This is a genomic window from Oceanobacillus luteolus, from assembly GCF_023715655.1.
Lineage (GTDB): Bacteria > Bacillota > Bacilli > Bacillales > Amphibacillaceae > Oceanobacillus > Oceanobacillus luteolus.
Genome location: NZ_JAMBON010000005.1, coordinates 14,078 through 33,565, shown reverse-complemented (window position 1 = coordinate 33,565; position 19,488 = coordinate 14,078). Strand labels below are relative to the sequence as shown.

The window sequence follows — 19,488 nt, the reverse complement described above, 5'->3', positions numbered from 1 at the left end:
CTGTGAACGGTTTATACTCAAGTTTTTCCTAATATTTACTCCTCTTATTATAAAATCTCAACCAAAGAATGTTGGCATGTTCAATGGGACATCTTCATATGATTAAACAACCTATTCATCTAACTTCAATAATCTTCGAGGAGCATTACACGTATTTTCGTCTATTGTTCCTAGTTGTTTTTGAAGCGGTTACATGTAGTCTCTGTTTTACGGAGGCTGCTTGAACCGCAGATTTAGATTAAATCTAAGTCTGCGGTTTTTTTGGGCTCTTTGACAGATGGCATACCGAGATAGAAAAAACATTTGGAAAGATAGTATTTGAGGAGGGGGCGGTCTAGTGAACATTTGAAAATAATTCAAAGGGGGAGCAGATGATTTTATTGTAAGCACTGCTATGTTTTAAACAAAGAATAGGGAGTTGGGAGAAATGAATAATAATACTTTTCATTACCCATTGTTTAAGAAAGAAGATATCGATGCTTTCTTTGCATTATTTCAAAACAATCTTGCAAACTTTGTCATCATTTCTGTGGCAATGCTTGGAATGGGCTACCCTGCAGATATAGTATTTGGCCGTGTGATTCCGGGAGCGGCGGTAGCTGTATTATTTGGTAATTTGTATTACGCCCATATGGCCAAAAAACTAGCTGTCAAAGAACAGCGTACCGACGTCACAGCATTGTCTTACGGGATCAGTACGCCTGCGATGTTTGTATTTTTATTCGGGGTGATGGCACCGGCATTGGCGTTTACGAATGATCCGGAGACCGCATGGAAAATCTCTGTAGCTGCCTGTTTCATAGCGGGAATTATTGAAGCGAGTATGGGGTTTATCGGTAAATGGTTACACCGGAATATACCAAGGGCAGCTATGCTTGGTGCGTTAGCGGGGTTGGCTCTAACGTTTATCGCTGGTGAAATGATGTTCAATACGCTGCAAATTCCTGTTGTCGGCCTTGTTGTATTAGCCATCATTATCGTTGGGATCATTGGCAAGATTGCGATGCCGTTCAAGATTCCAGCTTCATTATTTGCAGTAATTATTGGTACGGTGTTAGCTTATCTCTTTGGATATGAAAAGTTGGACGGAATATCTGAGGGACTTTCTCAATTTGGCTTTTTCCCATTCTTGCCGACATTAGCTACCATTGAGGGAATGGGACTCCTGTTCGGAACTGCGGTATCTATTTTTGCTGTAGTGCTTCCAATAACTATTTATAATGCAATCGAAACGATGAACAATGTAGAAGCTGTTGGAGCACTTGGAGATAAATATGATATTAAGGAAAGTATGATTGCTGATGGCGTTGGAACAATGATCGGACCAATATTTGGCGGAGCATTTCCAACGACTGTCTATCTTGCATCTACAGGCTCCAAATGGATGGGTGCGGGAAGAGGTTATAGTATATTGAATGGAATTGTGTATATGTTTGCAGCGATGTTCGGTTTGATCGCTGTTGTTTCTTCGATTATCCCGCTTGCTGCCATCGCACCGATTATGGTGTTTGTCGGGGTTTCCTTGATTGCAACGGCTTATCAGACCTCACATAGTAAATATTATCCGGCAATTGCAATTGCCATGATTCCGTATTTCTCCAACTACTTGATGACAAGATTTAATAACGAGGCAGGGGAAGTGGTCAGCAATATCTCACCAGCAATTGTTCCATTGGGGCAGGGGGCTTTAATATCGGCTATCATTTTAGGTGCCATTGTAGTATGTGTGATTGATCATGATTTTAAGAAGGCATCTCTCTTTTCATTCGCGGGTGCGGTATTATCGTTCTTTGGTATTATTCATGCCTCTGCAGTTGCCTTTAATGCATCTTTTGAATATAGCGTCGGTTATGTTCTGATTGGGATATACTTCTTGATTATGTCGAAATCAAGGCTTGTACAACAGGGACAGATGACTGATCAAGAAAAAATAATTGATAGAAAAGCGAATTGACATGTTGTTGCAAGAGTTAAAATATATGTATTAGTACCAAAAATCAGAATACGGCTTGACATTATGGAAAAGGTTTATTATTCTAATGATTAACCAACGAAAATAAGAAATCATCAAATATAAGACTGCCTTTATTGCTTAGGAACATTAGCGCAGGTCGTTATTGTTCCAGCACCTAATAAAGCGGTTTCATGAAATTTCTGTTATACGGAAGTTGTTGAACCGCAGATTTAAAATAATTCCTTTTGGGATTGTTTTAGGTCTGCGGTTTTTTATATTGAAAAAATATTAGAGAAGGGAGGGATGTCGGAAACTAGAACTAATTGGAAGTTTTGATATTTATTTAAACTACTATTCTAGTAAAAAGGGGAGAATTTAATGGATTTAATTTTAACGAATGCACTTATACCTCAAGGAGACCGAAAAGTAAAAACAAATATACTCGTAAATGATGGAAAGATAGTAGGCTTCACGAACGATGTGAGTACGCTGAAGGCGAAGGAAACCATTGATATAAAAGAAAATCTCGTCGTACCTGGATGTATCGACCCACATACACATTTTATGGATCCTGGTTTTACCCACCGCGAGACATTTACGACAGGCACTAGGTCTGCTGCTGCAGGGGGAGTAACGACCCATATTGACATGCCGTGCTGTAGTAAACCTTCTGTAAGAGATAGGGAAAGTTTTTATAAAAAAATTGAGCCGCTAAGAGATCAGGCTTATATTGATTACTGTTTCTGGGGCGGCATGACTGGTGAAGATGTACGGGAAGGCTGGCTCGATAATATTTATCCGCAAATTGAAGAAGGTGTCGTTGCATTTAAAGTTTATATGACACCGTCTGTGCCGACATTTCCAAAAGTTACTGATGGGGAAATGTTGGAGATTTTCCGTAAAATTGCACCAACAGGATTACCGATTGGGGTACACGCTGAGAATTATGACATTTGTACGTTCTACACAGAAAAATTGAAAAGTGAAGGCAGATTGGATGGTCCAGCTTGGGCGGAAGCAAGAATGTCACTGGCGGAAAAAGTGGCAATCCAGCTCGTCATCAGCTATGCGGAAGCAACGGGTGCACGTGTCCATATCGTTCATATGAGTACGAAGGAAGGGGTGCAACTCGTTCGCGAGGCGAAATTACGTGGCGTTAAAGTGACTGCAGAAACGTGTCCGCATTATCTTGTACTGAATGCGCAAGATTCCATGTCGGAGCGGGGTACCTTTGCGAAAATTGCACCACCTCTCCGTGAAAAAGAAGATAATATCGTTCACTGGCAGGCGCTTGCTGACGGTACGATTGATTTCGTCGGAACAGACCATGCCCCTTATGAAATTGCAACAGAAAAAGCTGCAGCAGATTCAACGATTTGGAACAGTTTCCCGGGCATTCCTGGAGTCGAGACAATGGTACCAATCCTTGTTAGTGAAGGTTTCAATAAAGGCCGTTTGTCCCTCTCCCGCTTTGTAGAGGTGACGAGCAGAAATGCTGCAATCCATTATGGAATTTATCCGAAAAAGGGTGCAATTGAACTTGGCAGTGACGCGGACTTCACTGTAATCGATCTCGAACGTGAGTATACGATTGACGAACAAAAGACGGAATCCATGGCAAAATACAATCCGCTCCATGGTATGAAATTAAAAGGAAAACCGATCCAAACGATTGTCCGTGGCAAAGTTATTTATGATGAAGACAATGGCGGCATCGTCGGAAAAGCGGGTTACGGTGAATATGTGAAACGTCAAAGTATCCAGAGATTAGATCGCGAGATTAAATATGAGGTTTATGAAGAATCTGCAAAAGAGCTGGAAGAGAAGCATAGAATAGAGAAAGCGTTAGTAAGTAATTAGGAAAGGGTGGGTTGACTTGGCAGAATTGAAAGGTAAAAAACATGCGCTAGTGATTATCGATATGCTGAATGATTTTATTGGTGAAAATGCAACGCTACGGTGCCCAGATGGAGAAAAAATTGTCCCTAAAATTAGGGAAGCAATTGATTTTTGCCATGAGAATAATATTCAGGTTATCCATGTTCAAGAAGCACACCGAAAAAATGATGCGGATTTCAGAGTAAGACCAGTACATGCGATTAAAGGTACATGGGGCTCACAGTTTATTCCAGAACTTCAGCCGGAAGAGGATAAAGGTGATTATGTCGTACAGAAGCGCAGACATAGTGCATTCAGCTATACCGACTTCGATTTATTTTTGAGGGAAGAGTCGATTGATACGGTTGTGCTTACAGGGGTATGGACGAATGTATGTGTGAGAAGTACGGCTTCTGATGCTCTCTATCACGGCTATAACGTCATCGCTTTATCCGATGCAACTGCATCCAAAGATGAAGATATGCATATTGCGGGTCTCCGCGATATGGATTTATTCGGAGAGATTTTGACGACCGATGAATATATGAAAGCTGCGAAGCAAAAATTCTCCCAAAGTCAGCAAACGATATAAGGTGACTTTATGAGCCGTAAGATGAGAATCGTCGTCGGCATTACAGGAGCAAGCGGATCAATCTATGCTTACACATTGATCCGCGCGCTTCATCAAATGGGAATTGAAGTCCATTTAGTTGCAACCGAAATGGGAGTAAAGGTGATGCAATTTGAATGTGGCGTAGATATAGAGGATTTGAAGGAGTATGCAATTATTTATCATAATAAAAACTTATTTGCTGCGATTGCAAGTGGCTCATTCCAAACCGATGGCATGGTCATTGTACCTTGTTCGATGAATACACTTGGTGCCATCGCCAATGGAGTCGGTGATTCTCTTGTAAGCCGGGCAGCCGGTGTGGTGATGAAAGAAAGAAGGAATTTCGTAGTCGTGCCGAGGGAAGCTCCGTTCAACGTCATACATTTGAGGAATATGATGACCTTGGCGGAAGCAGGTGTATCGATTTTACCGGCAAGTCCTGGTTTTTATCATCAGCCGACAGAAATTTGGGAGTTGGTCAATTTTGTCGTTGCCCGGATATTGGACGAACTTCGGATTGAACATGAATTAATGGAAAGATGGGGGGAGAAAGAATGAATCCCCTAAATATGAGAGATTTACTTGCTGATTGGGAGAAGCGCGGACACCTCTCCCGTGTGAAACGGGAAGTAAGCCCAGAGTATGAACTAGGTGCAGTTCTCCGTGCATTAAAGGGGGAACGGCCTTTGTGGTTTGAGAAGGTGAAAGGTTATTCCGTCCCGGTAGTCGGAGGACTCGGAGGCAGCCGGAAATTGATGGCGGATAGTATGGGGTTGGAGGAATCGGAATTACTGCCAAACATGGTCAATTCCATCATCAATCCACTCCCCACCAATCTTGTTACACAGGCTCCGGTACAAGAAAATGTGATAACGCCTCCATTTAATTTAGGTGAACTCTTTCCGATTCCGACATTTCATGCAGAGGATGATGGGCCATATTATGTTTCCGGAATTTTAGTTGTAAAGGATCTCGATGGGAAAAAGCGATACACCTCAATTCGTCGAATGAAGTTTATTGGTGGCAATCGGACGAATATTGTGATCACCTCCCCAGAGCTTGCTGAACAGTATGCTTACTTGGAGGAGAGAGGGGAACCGTTGGAAGTCGCTGTTATGTTCGGGGTTGTTCCAGCTGTCATACTTGCCTCCCAGTTTAGTACCCACCTCTTTCATGCAGATAAATTGAATGTTGCAGGTGCCCTGCTTGGTAATCCACTTGATGTTGTCAAAGCGAAAACGGTGGATCTTGAGGTTCTTGCAGAAGCGGAAATTGTGATGGAGGGAAGAATTCTTCCACATGAACGAGATCAGGAGGGAGCATTCGGTGAACTCGGCGGATATTACGGGGGACATGGACGTGAACCAATTGTGGAGATGACAGCAGTGACGTACCGGAATAATCCAATCATGCAAACGATTTTTCCATCAAGTTCTGAAGAAAAATTATCTATGTGCCTCGTCAGAGAGATGACTCTATTCAGCACGGTAAGACAAGTCGTCCGCAATGTGAAAGCCGTTCATGTTACAAAGGCCGCAGCTGCACGGTTGCATGCCGTCATTCAGATTGAAAAGAGGTCGGAAGGTGATGCAAAACAAGCAGCGCTTGCAGCCTTTGCCAGTGATAAAGATTTGAAGCATGTCGTTGTTGTGGATGATGATGTGGATGTATTTAATCCTGAAGATGTCGAATGGGCGATTGCTACAAGGTGTCAAGCAGATCAAGATGTCTTCATCATACCAGGTGCAAAAGGTTCACCCTTGGAATCGTCCCATAATTTACGAGGCGTGTCTGCGAAGATGGGGATAGACGCGACGTACCCTCTGTCTGAGAAAGAATTATTCAGAAGAACATCTGTCCCAGAGCCATACGACCATATTAATTTGCAGGATTATCTATAGTCAGTTCGTGCATAAAGGGGGAGAGACAGTTTGAGTGCAATTGGATTAGTTGAAACAAGAGGACTTACAGCAGCAGTAGAAGCATTGGATTCGATGGCAAAAGCGGCCAACATCACTTTAGTCGATATGAAAAGAGTAGGATCCGGTTTAATCACCGTAGTTATTGAAGGTGATGTTGCCGATGTGAGTGCTGCAGTAGAAGTAGGCAGGTTGGCTCCAGAATTAGCAGGTGGAGAATTAATTTCTTTTAATGTCATCCCACGTCCACATTCGGAATTGAAGAAGATTCTCTGAACTGCTAAAAGGATGCCGGCCACTCCAGATTAATTGGAATGTGAGGTGAAGTTAATTGTCCGATGTCATGAAACAAGTCGTCCAGGAGATTTTACAAGGAAATAAAACAATTGTCTCCAGAAAGGTCGAGCAACCGAATAAAATAACTGAAAATCCTGCTCTTGCACATATTAAGCGGCCGAATTACCAGCGGATGCATAAAGAGGAGCGGCTTGGTTTCAAACAAAAGAATCCGAAATCTCCCACCATGGCCTCAAAACCTAAAGAGAAACAAAATCGGCCATCGCTCCAGCCGAGACAGTTCAATGAAGAATCAATATCTGCCTTGCGTTCCCTGGCACTTGCACAAGGTAAGGTACCGAACCAAAACTCCTTTACAGGCAATGATTCATCGAATGCATCAAAAATCATCGGAAAGACGAGAAATGGTGGTACTGTATGGTTTTTCCCGCAGTTGGTGACAGGACTAAGAAGCAGCTTCGGTCGAATGCTTAATAATGAGGCGGTTGGTGTAGTGAGTATGACAGAGTGTTTGCCGAGTCAGCTGCTGATGATCAATGAAGTGATCCGTAACAATCAAGGCATGAAATTCAGTGTGTCTTGGACGAAAGATGCTATATCAGCATTCACGGCGGAACTTTATGATGAAAATACAGGTAGATTAGAGCAAGTCATGTTTGATCTATATCAACAACTGAATCGCCGTTCCCTCAAAGCTTTCGAAGCCTATACCTTGTCATCCCCTGATAGATGGCTTGCTGGCCATTTAGATATTGGCAAATCTGTGGAAAGTATTGCTGTCCTGGAAGGGATACCCTATTACACAAGCATTGTACTGATGGATACCTTGTTGAAACGTCATGATGGGAAGGATTTTAACTTTGAGATCCAACAAAATTATTTATTGTTATCTGGTAAGTATGACATTGTTTCCAGTGTAATAGATGTGTTGAAAAGAGAGGCTGCCAAATTAATAAGTTTGGATAGGAGAGGAGGATGAAGTAATTGATGGCCTTAGGTTTAATAGAGACTGTAGGTTATACGACTGCGGTATCAGCCGCTGATGCCGCTGTAAAGGCTGCGGATGTGGAAATTATCGGACTGGAAAAAATAATTGGTGTAAAAGGCTATGTTGGTGTAACCGTACATCTTTCTGGAGATGTGGCAGCAGTCACCTCAGCAGTTGAGGCAGGTAAAAAACAAGCAGAAAAGGTAGGAGTCATCGTTTCAACAGAAGTGATTGCAAGAACACATCATGACGTGAATGCCAAGCTGTTGAGCAAATTCATGTTGAAAAATGAGCCAGAACCGGTGAAGCCGAAACGAGTAACAAAGAAGAAAGCTAATGATGGAACAAAAAATCAATCAGATTCAACTTCATCCCCAAGAACTAAAAAAAATAAAAAAGATGAGAATAAAGATTAAAAACGTTTTTTACAATAAGAGGAGGTTTTCCAAATGGGTGGAGAAGCTTTAGGATTAGTTGAAACAAAAGGGCTTGTAGGTGCAATAGAGGCGGCAGATGCGATGGTAAAGGCGGCAAATGTTGAGATTTGCGGCTATGAAAAGATTGGGTTTGGACTGGTGACCGTCATGGTCCGTGGAGATGTAGGTGCAGTGAAGGCTGCGACAGATGCCGGTGCAGACGCAGCAAGCAGGGTTGGAGAACTGATCAGCGTTCATGTCATTCCGCGGCCACATAGTGAAGTTGAGCGTGCATTACTGAAAGGTGAATAAGTTTGCACAGCAGGCAGCGAAGTTCGGTAGTTGACGCAACTTTGCGTGAACTATTTATAAGAAATGTACGAACGGAACAAGCTCATCGTTCAACCATGCTAGTGCTGCTTTTCCATCATATGAACGAACTGCAAAGGGATTTTAAGGAGTTAATAGATTTTCATCAGCATGGAATCAGAGTTCGAATCTGTCCGGCTGAACATCTTCTTGAACTCTATGATGTGACGGAGCTCGCCCGTCAGACAAGGATAGATGATTGGATAACATTGCAGAATGCCGAAAAACATAAAGAACAATTTGAACATTTTTATATACCGAACCTGCCATTTTCGGCCGTTTCGGATCTCATTTCTTTTAATGATGCCCGGACTTCGATCAGGTTATTGTTATGGGCACTGATGAAGGGAAGAAGTGTCACTGCATTTTCCCAAGGTGCCGACCCGTATCATCCTGTTTGGCAGGAAGCCGATTTGCATCATGGAAATGCTTATTTGAAAAGAGAGATGAAAAAACAATTACAGAAAGTCAGAGGATTAGGAATCCGACTCATAGAAAAAGAGGAAGATTTGCTCCCACATTTCTTGAATAGAACTGAAAAAGGAGTAAATCCAGTAATAACAGCAAATACCATTTTGAACTATGCAAAAGATGGAATACGCTATATTGAAGTGGATAAAGGAACGATCATTACACCGCTGGCACGTGATGCTGCCCGGGAATACCATATGGAAATTGGTGAGAAGGAAGGGAGATGATGGGATGGAGATGGGAATTGTAGTCGGTCGAGTGACTGCAACGAGAAAAGATGAAAATTTAGTGGGTACCAAGTTATTAATCACGCAATCTATCGGATTAGATGGAAATCCCCTCGACTCTCAGCCAATCATAACAGTGGATACCGTCGGTGCAGGTATTGGCGAAAGGGTAATTTATGTGAAAGGCAGTATGGCTTCACGAGCGGTCAAAAATAAAAATTCTCCGGTAGATGCTGCGATTGTCGGTATCATCGACAATTTAGAATGATATTAGGGGTGGTGATCACGTATGCAGGCAGAAAACATCAAACAAGCTATCCAATGGAGAAAGCTTATCGACGTGTTGCTTGATTCCAATCAATTTGCCGACCTCGTTTTAAAAGATGGTTTTGTCATCAACACGATTACGAGAGAAATTTATGAAGCCGACGTTGCGATAAAAGGTGAACATATTTTGATGGTTGGTGATGCGAGCGGATTAATCGGCAGCCGGACGAAGGTTGTTGATGTGAGGGGGAAGTTTATATCTCCTGGATTTATTGATTCACATATGCATTTTGAAAGTGCGATGTTGACATGTACAGAATTTTCCCGGTTATCGATTCCAACAGGGACGACTACAATTGTCGCTGACCCGCATGAAATTGGCAACGTGCTTGGAGTCCATGGCATGCAAGAAATGATTAAGGAAGCGAAAACATTGCCGAATCAAATTTATTTTACTGTTCCTGCGGCAGTACCGGATGCTCCGGGACTTGAAACAGCAGGTTTTGAGGTCAATAGTAAACATATGGCAGAACTGCTTAACGATCCATATGTTCAGGGCATTGGTGAGATTCAGAGCTTTAGTAATATCCAGCCGGTTTATGAAAATGCACCGGAATTGATAGATGATTTAGTTGCAGCTGTTTCCTATGCGAACAGTATTGGAAAAACGGTCGAAGGGAATGCTCCTGGATTATTTGGAAAAGAATTGGCAGCCCATATTATTAGCGGCGGCACCCATGTTTCCTGTCATGAGACGACGACCAAGGAAGAGATGGTGGAAAAGCTGCGTTATGGAATTAGTGTGTTCATGCGCGAAGGCTCTTCCCAAAGGAATATGGCGGAGTGTATCCGAGCTATCACGGAAGAAGGAATGGATTCCAGACGTGCGATTCTTGTATCGGATGATATGGTTCCGGAAGATTTATTGAAAGATGGACATATGAACGATATTGTCAGACGTACGATTGCTCAAGGCATTGACCCGGTGGAAGCAATCCAAATGGCTACCATCAATCCTGCAACACATTTTGGATTCAAGGATGTCGGTCTTTTAGCTCCAGGAAAACGGGCAAATATTGCGGTAATTGATGATTTGAACGAGATGACGATTCATCAAGTGTATTTGAACGGAGTCTTGGCAGCTGAAAAAGGCGAACTGACGATAGATCTAGGAACATATACGTATCCTGAAAGTGTGAAGAAATCTGTTAAGCGAGGCCCTGTACGGTTGGAAGACTTGCATATCCAAGCGAGAGGCAGCCGTGCCCGTGTACGTGCAATTGTCGCTATTCCGGATCAAAATCTGACAGGTGCCGATGAATTTGATTTAAATGTATCTAACGGAGTAGTCCAACCATGCTTGCAGCAGGATGTCCTGCCAGTTCTAGTTGTGGAAAGACATGGAAGAACAGGTAATATTGGAAAGGGGTTTTTGAACGGATTTAAACTGCAAAGCGGCGCGATTGCCGAAAGTGTTGCCCATGATACCCATAATATAATTGTGACCGGGACGAATTATGAAGATATGGTTACTGCAGTAAATCGCGTCATTGCGATGGATGGCGGTATTGCCATGATTAAAGATGGCAAAGTTGTTGGTGATCTGCCGCTCAGGGTAGGCGGTTTGATTACGGATGAGCTAAGCGGTAAAGAGGTCAGTGAAAAGATAGCAGAGCTTACGCGACTTGCTAAGGACGAATTAGGTTGTAGTATTCATGTGCCATTTATGCACCTATCTTTCTGGTCGCTTGTCACGAGCCCGGAATGGAAAATCACGGATATGGGGTTAATTGATGTCGATAAGTTCGAAATTCTATCCCCTGTTGTAAAATAGGAGGTTTAGTATGGCAGTTAGATTAGTTGATCTCTCACAGGAAATTTATCAGGGTATGCCGGTTTTCCCATTACATCAGCCTACATTGATATTTCCGAATCTTACTCATGAAGAAAGTATGAAAAAAGTAGGTTTTGAGTTTGCAACAAATAATCTATTAATCAATGAGCACGGTGCAACTCATACGGATGCAACATACGAATATGACCCGAATGGGAAATTTATTGATGAAATGCCTCTTGAATATTTCTATGGCCCAGCTGTTTGCTTAGATGTATCACATATTTCCCCAGACGACTATATTACACCTCGTGAGTTGGAGATGGCATTGAAACAATCACAGCAAGTCTTGGAAAAAGGTGATATTGTTCTGCTCTATACAGGGCACTATAACCGAAGTTATGGAACAGATGAATGGCTAACCCGCTACACTGGGCTTGATTATTATGGAGCGCGATGGCTTGCGGAACGAGGCGTTGTCAATATTGGAATTGATGCGCCAGCCATTGATAATCCAAAAGATCCGAAATTCTCCGGTCATCTTGTCTGCAGGGAATACGGAATCTCCAATACGGAAAATCTGGCAAACTTAAATGAGGTTGCTGGCAAACGGTTCCTATACTTCGGCTTGCCACTGAAAATTCGGAAGGGAACTGGGTCACCGATTCGGGCAGTTGCGGTCTTCATAGAATAAGGAGGTTTAAAAATGGTTTCTTCACAACAGAGAATCAAAGAAGAGATATTTATCCCTCCTTATGAGGGGAGAAGTGCTTTATTAAAGCCTGGAGAAGAAATAATCATTATTGATGTGGAAGGAAAACAAGTCGGAGATTTCGTCTGCTTCAATAGAAATGATCCGAAAGAGTTTGTGTCACCTGTCCATATGCGCGCATCACTGAGCAGTATCCGGTTGAAAATCGGCGATGGACTCTATAGTAATCGCCGTCGTCCACTGATGACTTTTACTGCGGATACAGTCGGAAAACATGATTTCTTTTTTCCCGCATGTGACTATTACCGCTATAAAATCGATTTCGGAGACGAAAACCATCCGAACTGTCATGACAATCTAAAAAATGCGTTGAAAGATTATGGACTTGATCATGAGCCGATCCCTGATCCAATAAATATTTTCATGAACAACGTATTGGATGACGTGGGAGATTATGAGATTCATGAACCACTATCGAAACCGGGTGATTATGTACGATTTAAAGCATTGGAAGAAGTCGTCATTGCCTGTTCGACTTGTTCTCAAGATATGGCCCCTGTCAATGGATGGAAAGTGACTCCTCTCAAAATGCAAATTGTGGAGGCAATATAAATGAAAGCTGTAAAGTTCTTACAGGAAATGATTCAAATTGATAGTTGCAATCCACCTGGAAACGAGCATGAAGTTGCAAAGTTTTTAGCAGAGCGATGTGAAAAAACAGGAATCCCCTATACCATCACGGAAATTGAGCCGAATAGAAGTAATTTCCAAATCGAATTAAAAGGTGAAGGCAAGGGGAAGATTCTGTTTTGCGGACATATGGACACTGTTTTACCGGGAGAAATACCATGGATATATTCTCCTTATTCTGGGGAAATCGAAGGTGACAAGTTATATGGCCGTGGAGCTTCAGATATGAAAAGCGGCCTCTCCGCCATGTTCCTTGCTGTAGAAACTTTATTTAATGAGCAAATCAAACTGGAGAAAGATATCGTTTTTCTTGCAACGGCTGGAGAAGAGGTGGACAGCTGTGGTGCTCGGGAATATTTGCAAGATGAAGGTTTAGAGAATGTAGAGGCATTAATTATCGGGGAGCCGACGAATGAGAAAGTTGTCGTTGGCCATAAAGGTGCATTGTGGCTGGAAATCATCCTGCATGGCAAGACGGCTCATGGAGCCATGCCTGATCGGGGGATCAATGCTGTGGAATGGATGAAGCCCGTGATGGAAATGATTGAATCATTAAAGCGGAAGTGGAAAATATCCAGTGAACCGCTTGGAGAAAGCAGTATGGCGATAACGATGTTACAAGGTGGAGTTCAAACGAATGTGATTCCGGACCGAGCTAGTATGAAAATCGATATCCGGTCCATCCCTCCGCAATCACATGAACAGTTGCTGAATGAAATCAAACGAAACCTAAAAGAAATCTTTTCTAGTGAAGACGCTCCGGATTTTTCTGTAATGAAGTTATTGGACCGTCCATCGATTCTAACCGAAAAGTCACATAAGCTCATTACGACAGCGTTACAGTTGAAAGAAGAGGATTCCGTACACGGAGTTTCCTATTACACAGATGCTGCGGTATTAAACCCAGCGAGCCTTATTCCAACTCTGATTTATGGGCCAGGTGATGAGAAGCTTGCCCATCAGCCGAACGAATATGTTGATATCTATGCATATATGCGTTCCATCGTTTTTTACAAGGAACTGGCATTACGTCTTGCCGGTCAACCGATTTCAAGTAAGGAGTGAAACTAAAATAAACTGGGGGAATTCCATGGCGAGTGTGTTAATTAAAAATGCACAAATCATTACGATGAATGCTGGGGAAGAAATTCTTGAAGGCGACTTGTATATAGAAAATGACAGAATCATTCAAGTCGGTGGTGATTTAGGTTATGCCGCGGATCAAATTATTGATGCTAAGAATAAAACAGTAATTCCCGGATTCATCCAAACCCATATCCATCTGTGTCAAACGCTATTCCGTGGCCAAGCTGATGATCTGGAATTAATGGACTGGCTGCAGAAGAAAATTTGGCCGCTCGAAGCTGCCCATGATGAGGAATCCAGCTATTATTCCGCCATGCTTGGGCTTGGAGAATTGATTCAAAGTGGTACAACGACCATTGTCGATATGGAAACGGTAAATCATACTGATGCTGCTTTTCAGGCTATGGCGGAAAGCGGGATCCGTTGTCTGTCTGGGAAAGTCATGATGGATATGGGAGATAACGTTCCTGATTTACTTGTAGAAGATACGACGAAATCGATTCAGCAAAGTGTCGACCTTCTTGAAAAATGGCATCAGTACGATAATGGCCGAATTCAATACGCTTTCTGTCCACGTTTCGTCGTTTCTTGTACGGAAGAGCTATTAACTGCCGTCCGAGATCTATCGAAGCATTATCAGGTAAAAGTCCATACCCATGCTTCCGAAAATAGAGGAGAAATTCAAATAGTCGAGATGCAACGAGGAATGAGAAATGTTGTTTATTTGGATCAGATTGGCCTTGCAAATGAAAATCTGATTCTCGCACATTGTGTGTGGTTGGATGACGAAGAAAAAAGGATTATTAAAGAACGTGGCGTGAAGATGAGCCATTGTCCTGGATCCAACTTGAAATTGGCATCGGGAATTGCGGAAGTGCCGGATATGCTCGACAGAGATGTGAATGTAAGTTTAGGGGCGGACGGAGCACCATGTAATAATAATCTGGATATGTTTAATGAAATGCGGCTTGCTTCATTGATTCAAAAGCCACATCTCGGACCTACGCATATGGACGCGCGGACGGTGTTCCGGATGGCAACGATTGGTGGGGCCAGAGCAGTTGGGATGGAAAATGAAATAGGCAGTATTGAAGTTGGTAAGAAAGCTGATCTCGCGATTTTGGATTTGTATAAATTTCATACGTACCCTTCATCTGATGTCGACCCGATTTCCCGAATCGTTTATTCTGCTACAAGGGCAGATGTGGATACAACGATTATCAATGGTAAAGTTGTTATGGAAAAAGGCGAAGTGAAAACAGTGGATAAAGATATTGTCTTGTATGAAGCAGACAAATCAATAAAAAGGTTATTAAAGCGAGTACCTTCCATTATGAAAGTATAAAGGAAGAATCAGTTAATGAGTTTTTGTAATATTTAGTAATTTAATCCAGTGTGAAAGTAGGGGGTGAACTGCTTGAAAGAAATTCAATTAAAAGTTAATGGTGAGGAGGTTTCCATAAAGAGTCCGCCTGCTTCAACTCTGTTGGATGTACTCAGAGATGAATTGGATTTAATTGGTGCAAAGGAATGCTGTGGGAAAGGTGAATGTGGTTCGTGCTCAGTTGAAGTTGATGGTGAAGTCGTTTGTTCCTGCCTTATGCTTGTCGGCCAAACCGAGAATACAAATATTACAACCGTGGAAGGTATCGGCCAAGTCGGGGGCATGGATGTCATGCAGCAGGCTTTTGTCGATGAAGGTGCGACACAATGTGGATATTGCACTCCGGGAATTATCGTTTCTGCGAAAGCTTTTATAAACAGCATCGATCATATCCCAACAGATGATGAAGTGAAGACAGCCCTAGGCGGTAATCTTTGTCGTTGTACAGGATATACGAAAATCATTAAGGCAGTACAAACTGCTGCCAGGAGACAGTTGGCAGCAGGAGGAGCGCCAGGATGACGGCAAGGAAAGTATCAGCAATTCTGCTTGCAGCTGGGTTTTCCAGCCGGATGGGGGAATTAAAAGCCCTGCTTCCTTGGAAAGGAAAGACGTTAATCGAGTACCAGATTGAACAATTGCTCGAAGTTGGCCTAGCTGAAATTATTGTTGTACTTGGCTATAGAGCGGAAGAGTTACAGAAAAGGATTTCAGCCTACGATGTAATTACAGTATTAAATGAAAACTACCCCAACGGAAAAAGTACATCTATCCAGAAAGGTGTTTCATGTGTAGCTGATGATATAGATGGAATTCTCGTATCTGCAGTGGATCAACCTGTATCCAGTGAGACACTGAGAATCCTTATACGTGCTTTCCATCAGACAAAAAGAAAAGTCCTCATTCCCGTTTATCAAGAAAAACGTGGTCATCCTGTTTTGTTTTCCGTTAGCGTAAAGCGTGACTTAATGAAGGTGAATGAAGAAAGTAAAGGATTACGGAATGTCATCCAAAAATATCATGATGCAATCGAGCATATCCCCGTTAACGAGCCACATGTCTTATTGAATTTGAACAACCTTGATGATTATCTTGTAGGGACTTCACTGGACCAACAGTGGAAAACATAGTTAAGAAATTCGAATGATATTTACTTTTTTCAAGGAGGGTTGAGATGAGAGTTTCAGAGATGGATATGTATTCGCCGTCGACGGTTGAGGAATGCCTTTACTTTCTGCATGAAGAAGAGAAATCTTCTCGTCTACTTGCCGGAGGGACAGATGCGGTCGTCCGCATGAAGGATGGTTACTTTCGTCCGGAAATATGGATTAATCTAAAGCGATTGGATGAGCTGCGTTTTATCTCCGAAGCAGAAAATGGGATTCATATCGGCCCGTTAACTACCCATACAGATATAGTTAAATCAGAGTTGCTTCAGGAAAAAGCGGATGTACTCGTTGGAGCATCTAGAGAGGTGGGGGCGGTTCAACTTCAAAATATGGGGACGCTCGGGGGAAATCTTGCTACTGCATCACCAGCAGGTGACATGATTCCTGCACTTTATGTACTTGATGCAAAAATAGAAATAAGCTCATTTCATGATAAGAAAGTCGTTCCTATCCATGAATTTTTTACGGGACCAGGGAGAACGGTTTTAAAGCAAGATGAGATGATTACCAATATCATCATTCAGCCTCAGGGAGAAAATGAAATTGGTATTTTTGAAAAGTTAGGTCCAAGAAAAGCCCAATCCATCTCGATTGTTAATGTGGCCATCAATTTGAAAATGGGGGAGAACCCGCGAGAGTGTCTCTCTGGAAAAATTGCATTTGGCTCTGTAGGACCAACAATCATTCGCTCTAAAAAATGCGAAAGAATGCTTACCCTTGGTCCATTGGATGAGACAGCAATCCAAAATATTGCCGGAGCAGCTTGGAAAGAAGTGATGCCAATATCAGATGTCAGAGGAAGCGCTAAATACCGGCGGAGTATGGCAAGTGCGTTGCTTGAAAGAGGTCTACACCGTTTGATGCAGAGGTGGGATGAAAGATGAGTAACGAAATAAAAGAAGTACAAACGATGAAGGAAGAACAATTAAAATGGGTAGGGAAACGAGTAAAAAGAATTGACGGACCAGAAAAAGTGACCGGAGAGCAGAAATATAAAACAGATCTAAAATTCCCGAATATGGTTTGGGGGAAGGTACTTCGGGCAAAGTATCCATTTGCAAAAATCAAGTCGATTGATATAGCAAAAGCACTGGAACATCCAGAGGTAATCTGCGTGTTAACACATAAAGATATACCAGGTTTCAATGGATTTGGTATTGTAACACCTGATCAACCGGTGCTGTGTGAAGACGTAGTGAGATGTTTGGGTGATGCCGTCGCGTTGGTTGCAGCGGAAACGGAGGAAGCTGCCAAGGAAATTCTTGAGTTAATCCATGTAGACTATGATCCTCTGGAAGCTGTGACAGATCCGGAAAGTGCTATGGTACAAGGTGCTCCACAGCTTCACCCAGATGGAAATATCCATAGTCATATTACGATCCAAAATGGTGATATCGAGAAAGGGTTTGAAGAGGCGGATTATATTTTTGAGAATACATTCTATTCCCCTCGGCAAATGCACGCATTTTTAGAGACGGAAGGTGGCTGGGGCGTGTTGGAGGAAGACGGGTCCCTGTCGATTCATTGTCCATCCCAATATGGTCACCGGGATAAGCTGCAAATTGCACGATCTCTTGCACTGAATCCAGAGCGAATTCATATTTATTCCAGTCCCAATGGTGGAGGCTTTGGTGGGAAAGATGAAATAACCGTACAAATTTATTTAGCATTACTTGCGATGAACACGGGAGGCAGACCGGTGAAACTTCATTTATCACGTGAGGAATCGGTTGCCTCTGGGATTAAACGCCACCCTTTTAAAGTAACGGTGAAAACCGGAGCGAAAAAAGATGGTACGTTAATCGCTCATAAATTGCGGGCTGTTGCGGATACCGGGGCATATGCCTCATTAGGTGGTGCGGTTGTCGCCCTTGCAATCGAACATGGTGCTGGCCCTTATAAAATTCCAAATGTGGATATGGAAGGTTTTTGTGTTTTTACGAATAACGGAATTGCGGGCGCTTTTCGCGGTTTTGGGGTCAACCAGGTTTGTGTTGGGATTGAGACACATATTGACCTGCTTGCGGAAAAAACTGGTCTCGATCCGATTGAAATCAGGAAGAAGAACGCTTACTGTCAAGGAGAAAAATCCAGTCTTGGGCATGTCGTCACCTCAAGTGTCGGTACAGTGGAAACGTTAGAGAAGGCGGAACAAAGTGAGTTATGGAAAAACAGGGACGTATATAAAGCTCAAGCTAGTGAACCGTGGAAGAAACGTGGTGTTGCTGTTGCCACATCTTTTCATGCCATCGGTATGGGTCTTGGTACCCCCGACTATGGTGCAGCTACCATCGAGCTATTGGAAGATGGACGATTTAAAGTTGCGGTTGCCATCGAGGAAATCGGAACAGGAAATGGGACAGTGTACGCACAAGTTGCAGCAGAGCTTTTAAAATGTGATATAGAAGATATCGACGTTATACAGGGAGATACGACAGAGGCTCTGGACAGCGGAACAATTTCTGCATCGCGTTCAACATACACAGGTGGTCGTGCAATTGCTACTGCAGCTCCGAAAATGATCGGCTTAATGGCTGAAGCTGCGGCAGAAATCCTACAAGTTTCAGCAGACCAAATCGAGCTTTCGGAAAATAAGTTACATGTAGCTGGAGAGGAAAAACGTGCTGTAAATTATAAAGCAATTTATGAACATCTTTATGAAAAACACCAACCAATGGTGGTGGAGGGTCATTTCTACCTTCCAAGAGAAAAAGAAGAATTGAAAAATTCCGGTGGGGCCCCTCACCATTTTTACGGTTATATGACGCATGTTGTTATGGTAGAGGTTGATACATTAACCGGTGAAACCGAGGTTCTTCGGGTCGTTGCGATTCCCGATTGTGGAAAAGTCTTGAATCCACAAGGACTGGAAGGGCAATGTGAAGGCGGAGCTGTCATGGGAATTGGCTATACGTTGTATGAAGACGTATTGATGGAAAACGGCTACAACAAAACAAAAAGCTTCACAGATTATGTAATCCCGACGATCAGAGAAACACCTGTCATTGAAACCATTCCTGTGGAATCTAATGAGAATAGTGGTCCTTTCGGTGCGAAAGGAATTGCTGAAGTAGTGATGATTCCGATTATCCCGGCGATCATGGCCGCAATTTATGACGCTACAGGAGCAAGGATTTATCAACTACCGGCAACACCAGAGCGGGTTTACCAGGCAATGCAAGCTACCAAAAAACAAACGCTGACTGCGAGGTGA

General features: G+C 42.8%; 20 protein-coding genes. All 20 read left to right on the top strand.

What is annotated here, in order from left to right:
- The first annotated feature begins 427 nt into the window (after window positions 1–427).
- Complete coding sequence (locus tag M3210_RS05515) at window positions 428–1,954, top strand: NCS2 family permease (RefSeq protein ID WP_251512286.1); 1,527 nt, start codon at window positions 428–430, stop codon at window positions 1,952–1,954.
- A 378-nt stretch (window positions 1,955–2,332) separates the two neighbouring features.
- Window positions 2,333–3,814 (top strand): allantoinase AllB, encoded by a 1,482-nt coding sequence (gene allB, locus M3210_RS05510; protein WP_251512285.1) that lies wholly within the window; start codon window positions 2,333–2,335, stop codon window positions 3,812–3,814.
- A gap of 16 nt (window positions 3,815–3,830) precedes the next feature.
- Window positions 3,831–4,424 (top strand): cysteine hydrolase family protein, encoded by a 594-nt coding sequence (locus M3210_RS05505; RefSeq protein ID WP_251512284.1) that lies wholly within the window; start codon window positions 3,831–3,833, stop codon window positions 4,422–4,424.
- 9 nt (window positions 4,425–4,433) lie between these two features.
- Complete coding sequence (locus M3210_RS05500) at window positions 4,434–5,003, top strand: UbiX family flavin prenyltransferase (protein ID WP_251512283.1); 570 nt, start codon at window positions 4,434–4,436, stop codon at window positions 5,001–5,003.
- Entirely contained in the window at window positions 5,000–6,346 is a 1,347-nt protein-coding gene (locus tag M3210_RS05495) for a UbiD family decarboxylase (protein WP_251512282.1), read from the top strand. Before M3210_RS05500 ends, M3210_RS05495 begins: the two co-directional genes overlap by 4 nt.
- A gap of 30 nt (window positions 6,347–6,376) precedes the next feature.
- Window positions 6,377–6,640 (top strand): BMC domain-containing protein, encoded by a 264-nt coding sequence (locus M3210_RS05490; RefSeq protein WP_251512281.1) that lies wholly within the window; start codon window positions 6,377–6,379, stop codon window positions 6,638–6,640.
- Window positions 6,641–6,695: 55 nt separating this feature from the next.
- The gene (locus M3210_RS05485) at window positions 6,696–7,640 is read left to right on the top strand and encodes a hypothetical protein (RefSeq protein WP_251512280.1); all 945 of its coding nucleotides are present in this window, start codon (window positions 6,696–6,698) and stop codon (window positions 7,638–7,640) included.
- Between the two features lie 8 nt (window positions 7,641–7,648).
- Entirely contained in the window at window positions 7,649–8,065 is a 417-nt protein-coding gene (locus M3210_RS20370; RefSeq protein WP_285853597.1) for a BMC domain-containing protein, read from the top strand.
- A 33-nt stretch (window positions 8,066–8,098) separates the two neighbouring features.
- Complete coding sequence (locus M3210_RS05475; protein WP_251512279.1) at window positions 8,099–8,377, top strand: BMC domain-containing protein; 279 nt, start codon at window positions 8,099–8,101, stop codon at window positions 8,375–8,377.
- Between the two features lie 2 nt (window positions 8,378–8,379).
- Entirely contained in the window at window positions 8,380–9,132 is a 753-nt protein-coding gene (locus tag M3210_RS05470; protein ID WP_251512278.1) for a hypothetical protein, read from the top strand.
- A 4-nt stretch (window positions 9,133–9,136) separates the two neighbouring features.
- Window positions 9,137–9,400, top strand: coding sequence for a EutN/CcmL family microcompartment protein (locus tag M3210_RS05465; protein WP_251512277.1), 264 nt, complete (start codon window positions 9,137–9,139; stop codon window positions 9,398–9,400).
- 21 nt (window positions 9,401–9,421) lie between these two features.
- Window positions 9,422–11,233, top strand: a complete 1,812-nt coding sequence (gene ade, locus M3210_RS05460; RefSeq protein ID WP_251512276.1) for an adenine deaminase — start codon at window positions 9,422–9,424, stop codon at window positions 11,231–11,233.
- A gap of 10 nt (window positions 11,234–11,243) precedes the next feature.
- On the top strand, window positions 11,244–11,927 hold the full coding sequence (locus M3210_RS05455) for a cyclase family protein (protein ID WP_251512275.1): 684 nt from the start codon (window positions 11,244–11,246) through the stop codon (window positions 11,925–11,927).
- 12 nt (window positions 11,928–11,939) lie between these two features.
- Window positions 11,940–12,557 carry a DUF1989 domain-containing protein gene (locus M3210_RS05450; RefSeq protein WP_251512274.1) on the top strand — a complete coding sequence of 206 codons (618 nt, stop codon included), beginning with the start codon at window positions 11,940–11,942 and terminating at the stop codon, window positions 12,555–12,557.
- Window positions 12,558–13,700 carry a M20 family metallopeptidase gene (locus M3210_RS05445; protein WP_251512273.1) on the top strand — a complete coding sequence of 381 codons (1,143 nt, stop codon included), beginning with the start codon at window positions 12,558–12,560 and terminating at the stop codon, window positions 13,698–13,700.
- Window positions 13,701–13,725: 25 nt separating this feature from the next.
- Window positions 13,726–15,066, top strand: a complete 1,341-nt coding sequence (locus M3210_RS05440; RefSeq protein WP_251512272.1) for a 5'-deoxyadenosine deaminase — start codon at window positions 13,726–13,728, stop codon at window positions 15,064–15,066.
- A gap of 72 nt (window positions 15,067–15,138) precedes the next feature.
- Window positions 15,139–15,627 carry a (2Fe-2S)-binding protein gene (locus M3210_RS05435; RefSeq protein WP_251512271.1) on the top strand — a complete coding sequence of 163 codons (489 nt, stop codon included), beginning with the start codon at window positions 15,139–15,141 and terminating at the stop codon, window positions 15,625–15,627.
- Window positions 15,624–16,235 (top strand): nucleotidyltransferase family protein, encoded by a 612-nt coding sequence (locus M3210_RS05430; protein WP_251512270.1) that lies wholly within the window; start codon window positions 15,624–15,626, stop codon window positions 16,233–16,235. Before M3210_RS05435 ends, M3210_RS05430 begins: the two co-directional genes overlap by 4 nt.
- Window positions 16,236–16,279: 44 nt before the next feature.
- Window positions 16,280–17,158, top strand: coding sequence for an FAD binding domain-containing protein (locus M3210_RS05425; protein WP_251512269.1), 879 nt, complete (start codon window positions 16,280–16,282; stop codon window positions 17,156–17,158).
- A complete protein-coding gene (locus tag M3210_RS05420; protein ID WP_251512268.1) occupies window positions 17,155–19,488 on the top strand; it encodes a xanthine dehydrogenase family protein molybdopterin-binding subunit in 2,334 nt (777 codons plus the stop codon). Before M3210_RS05425 ends, M3210_RS05420 begins: the two co-directional genes overlap by 4 nt.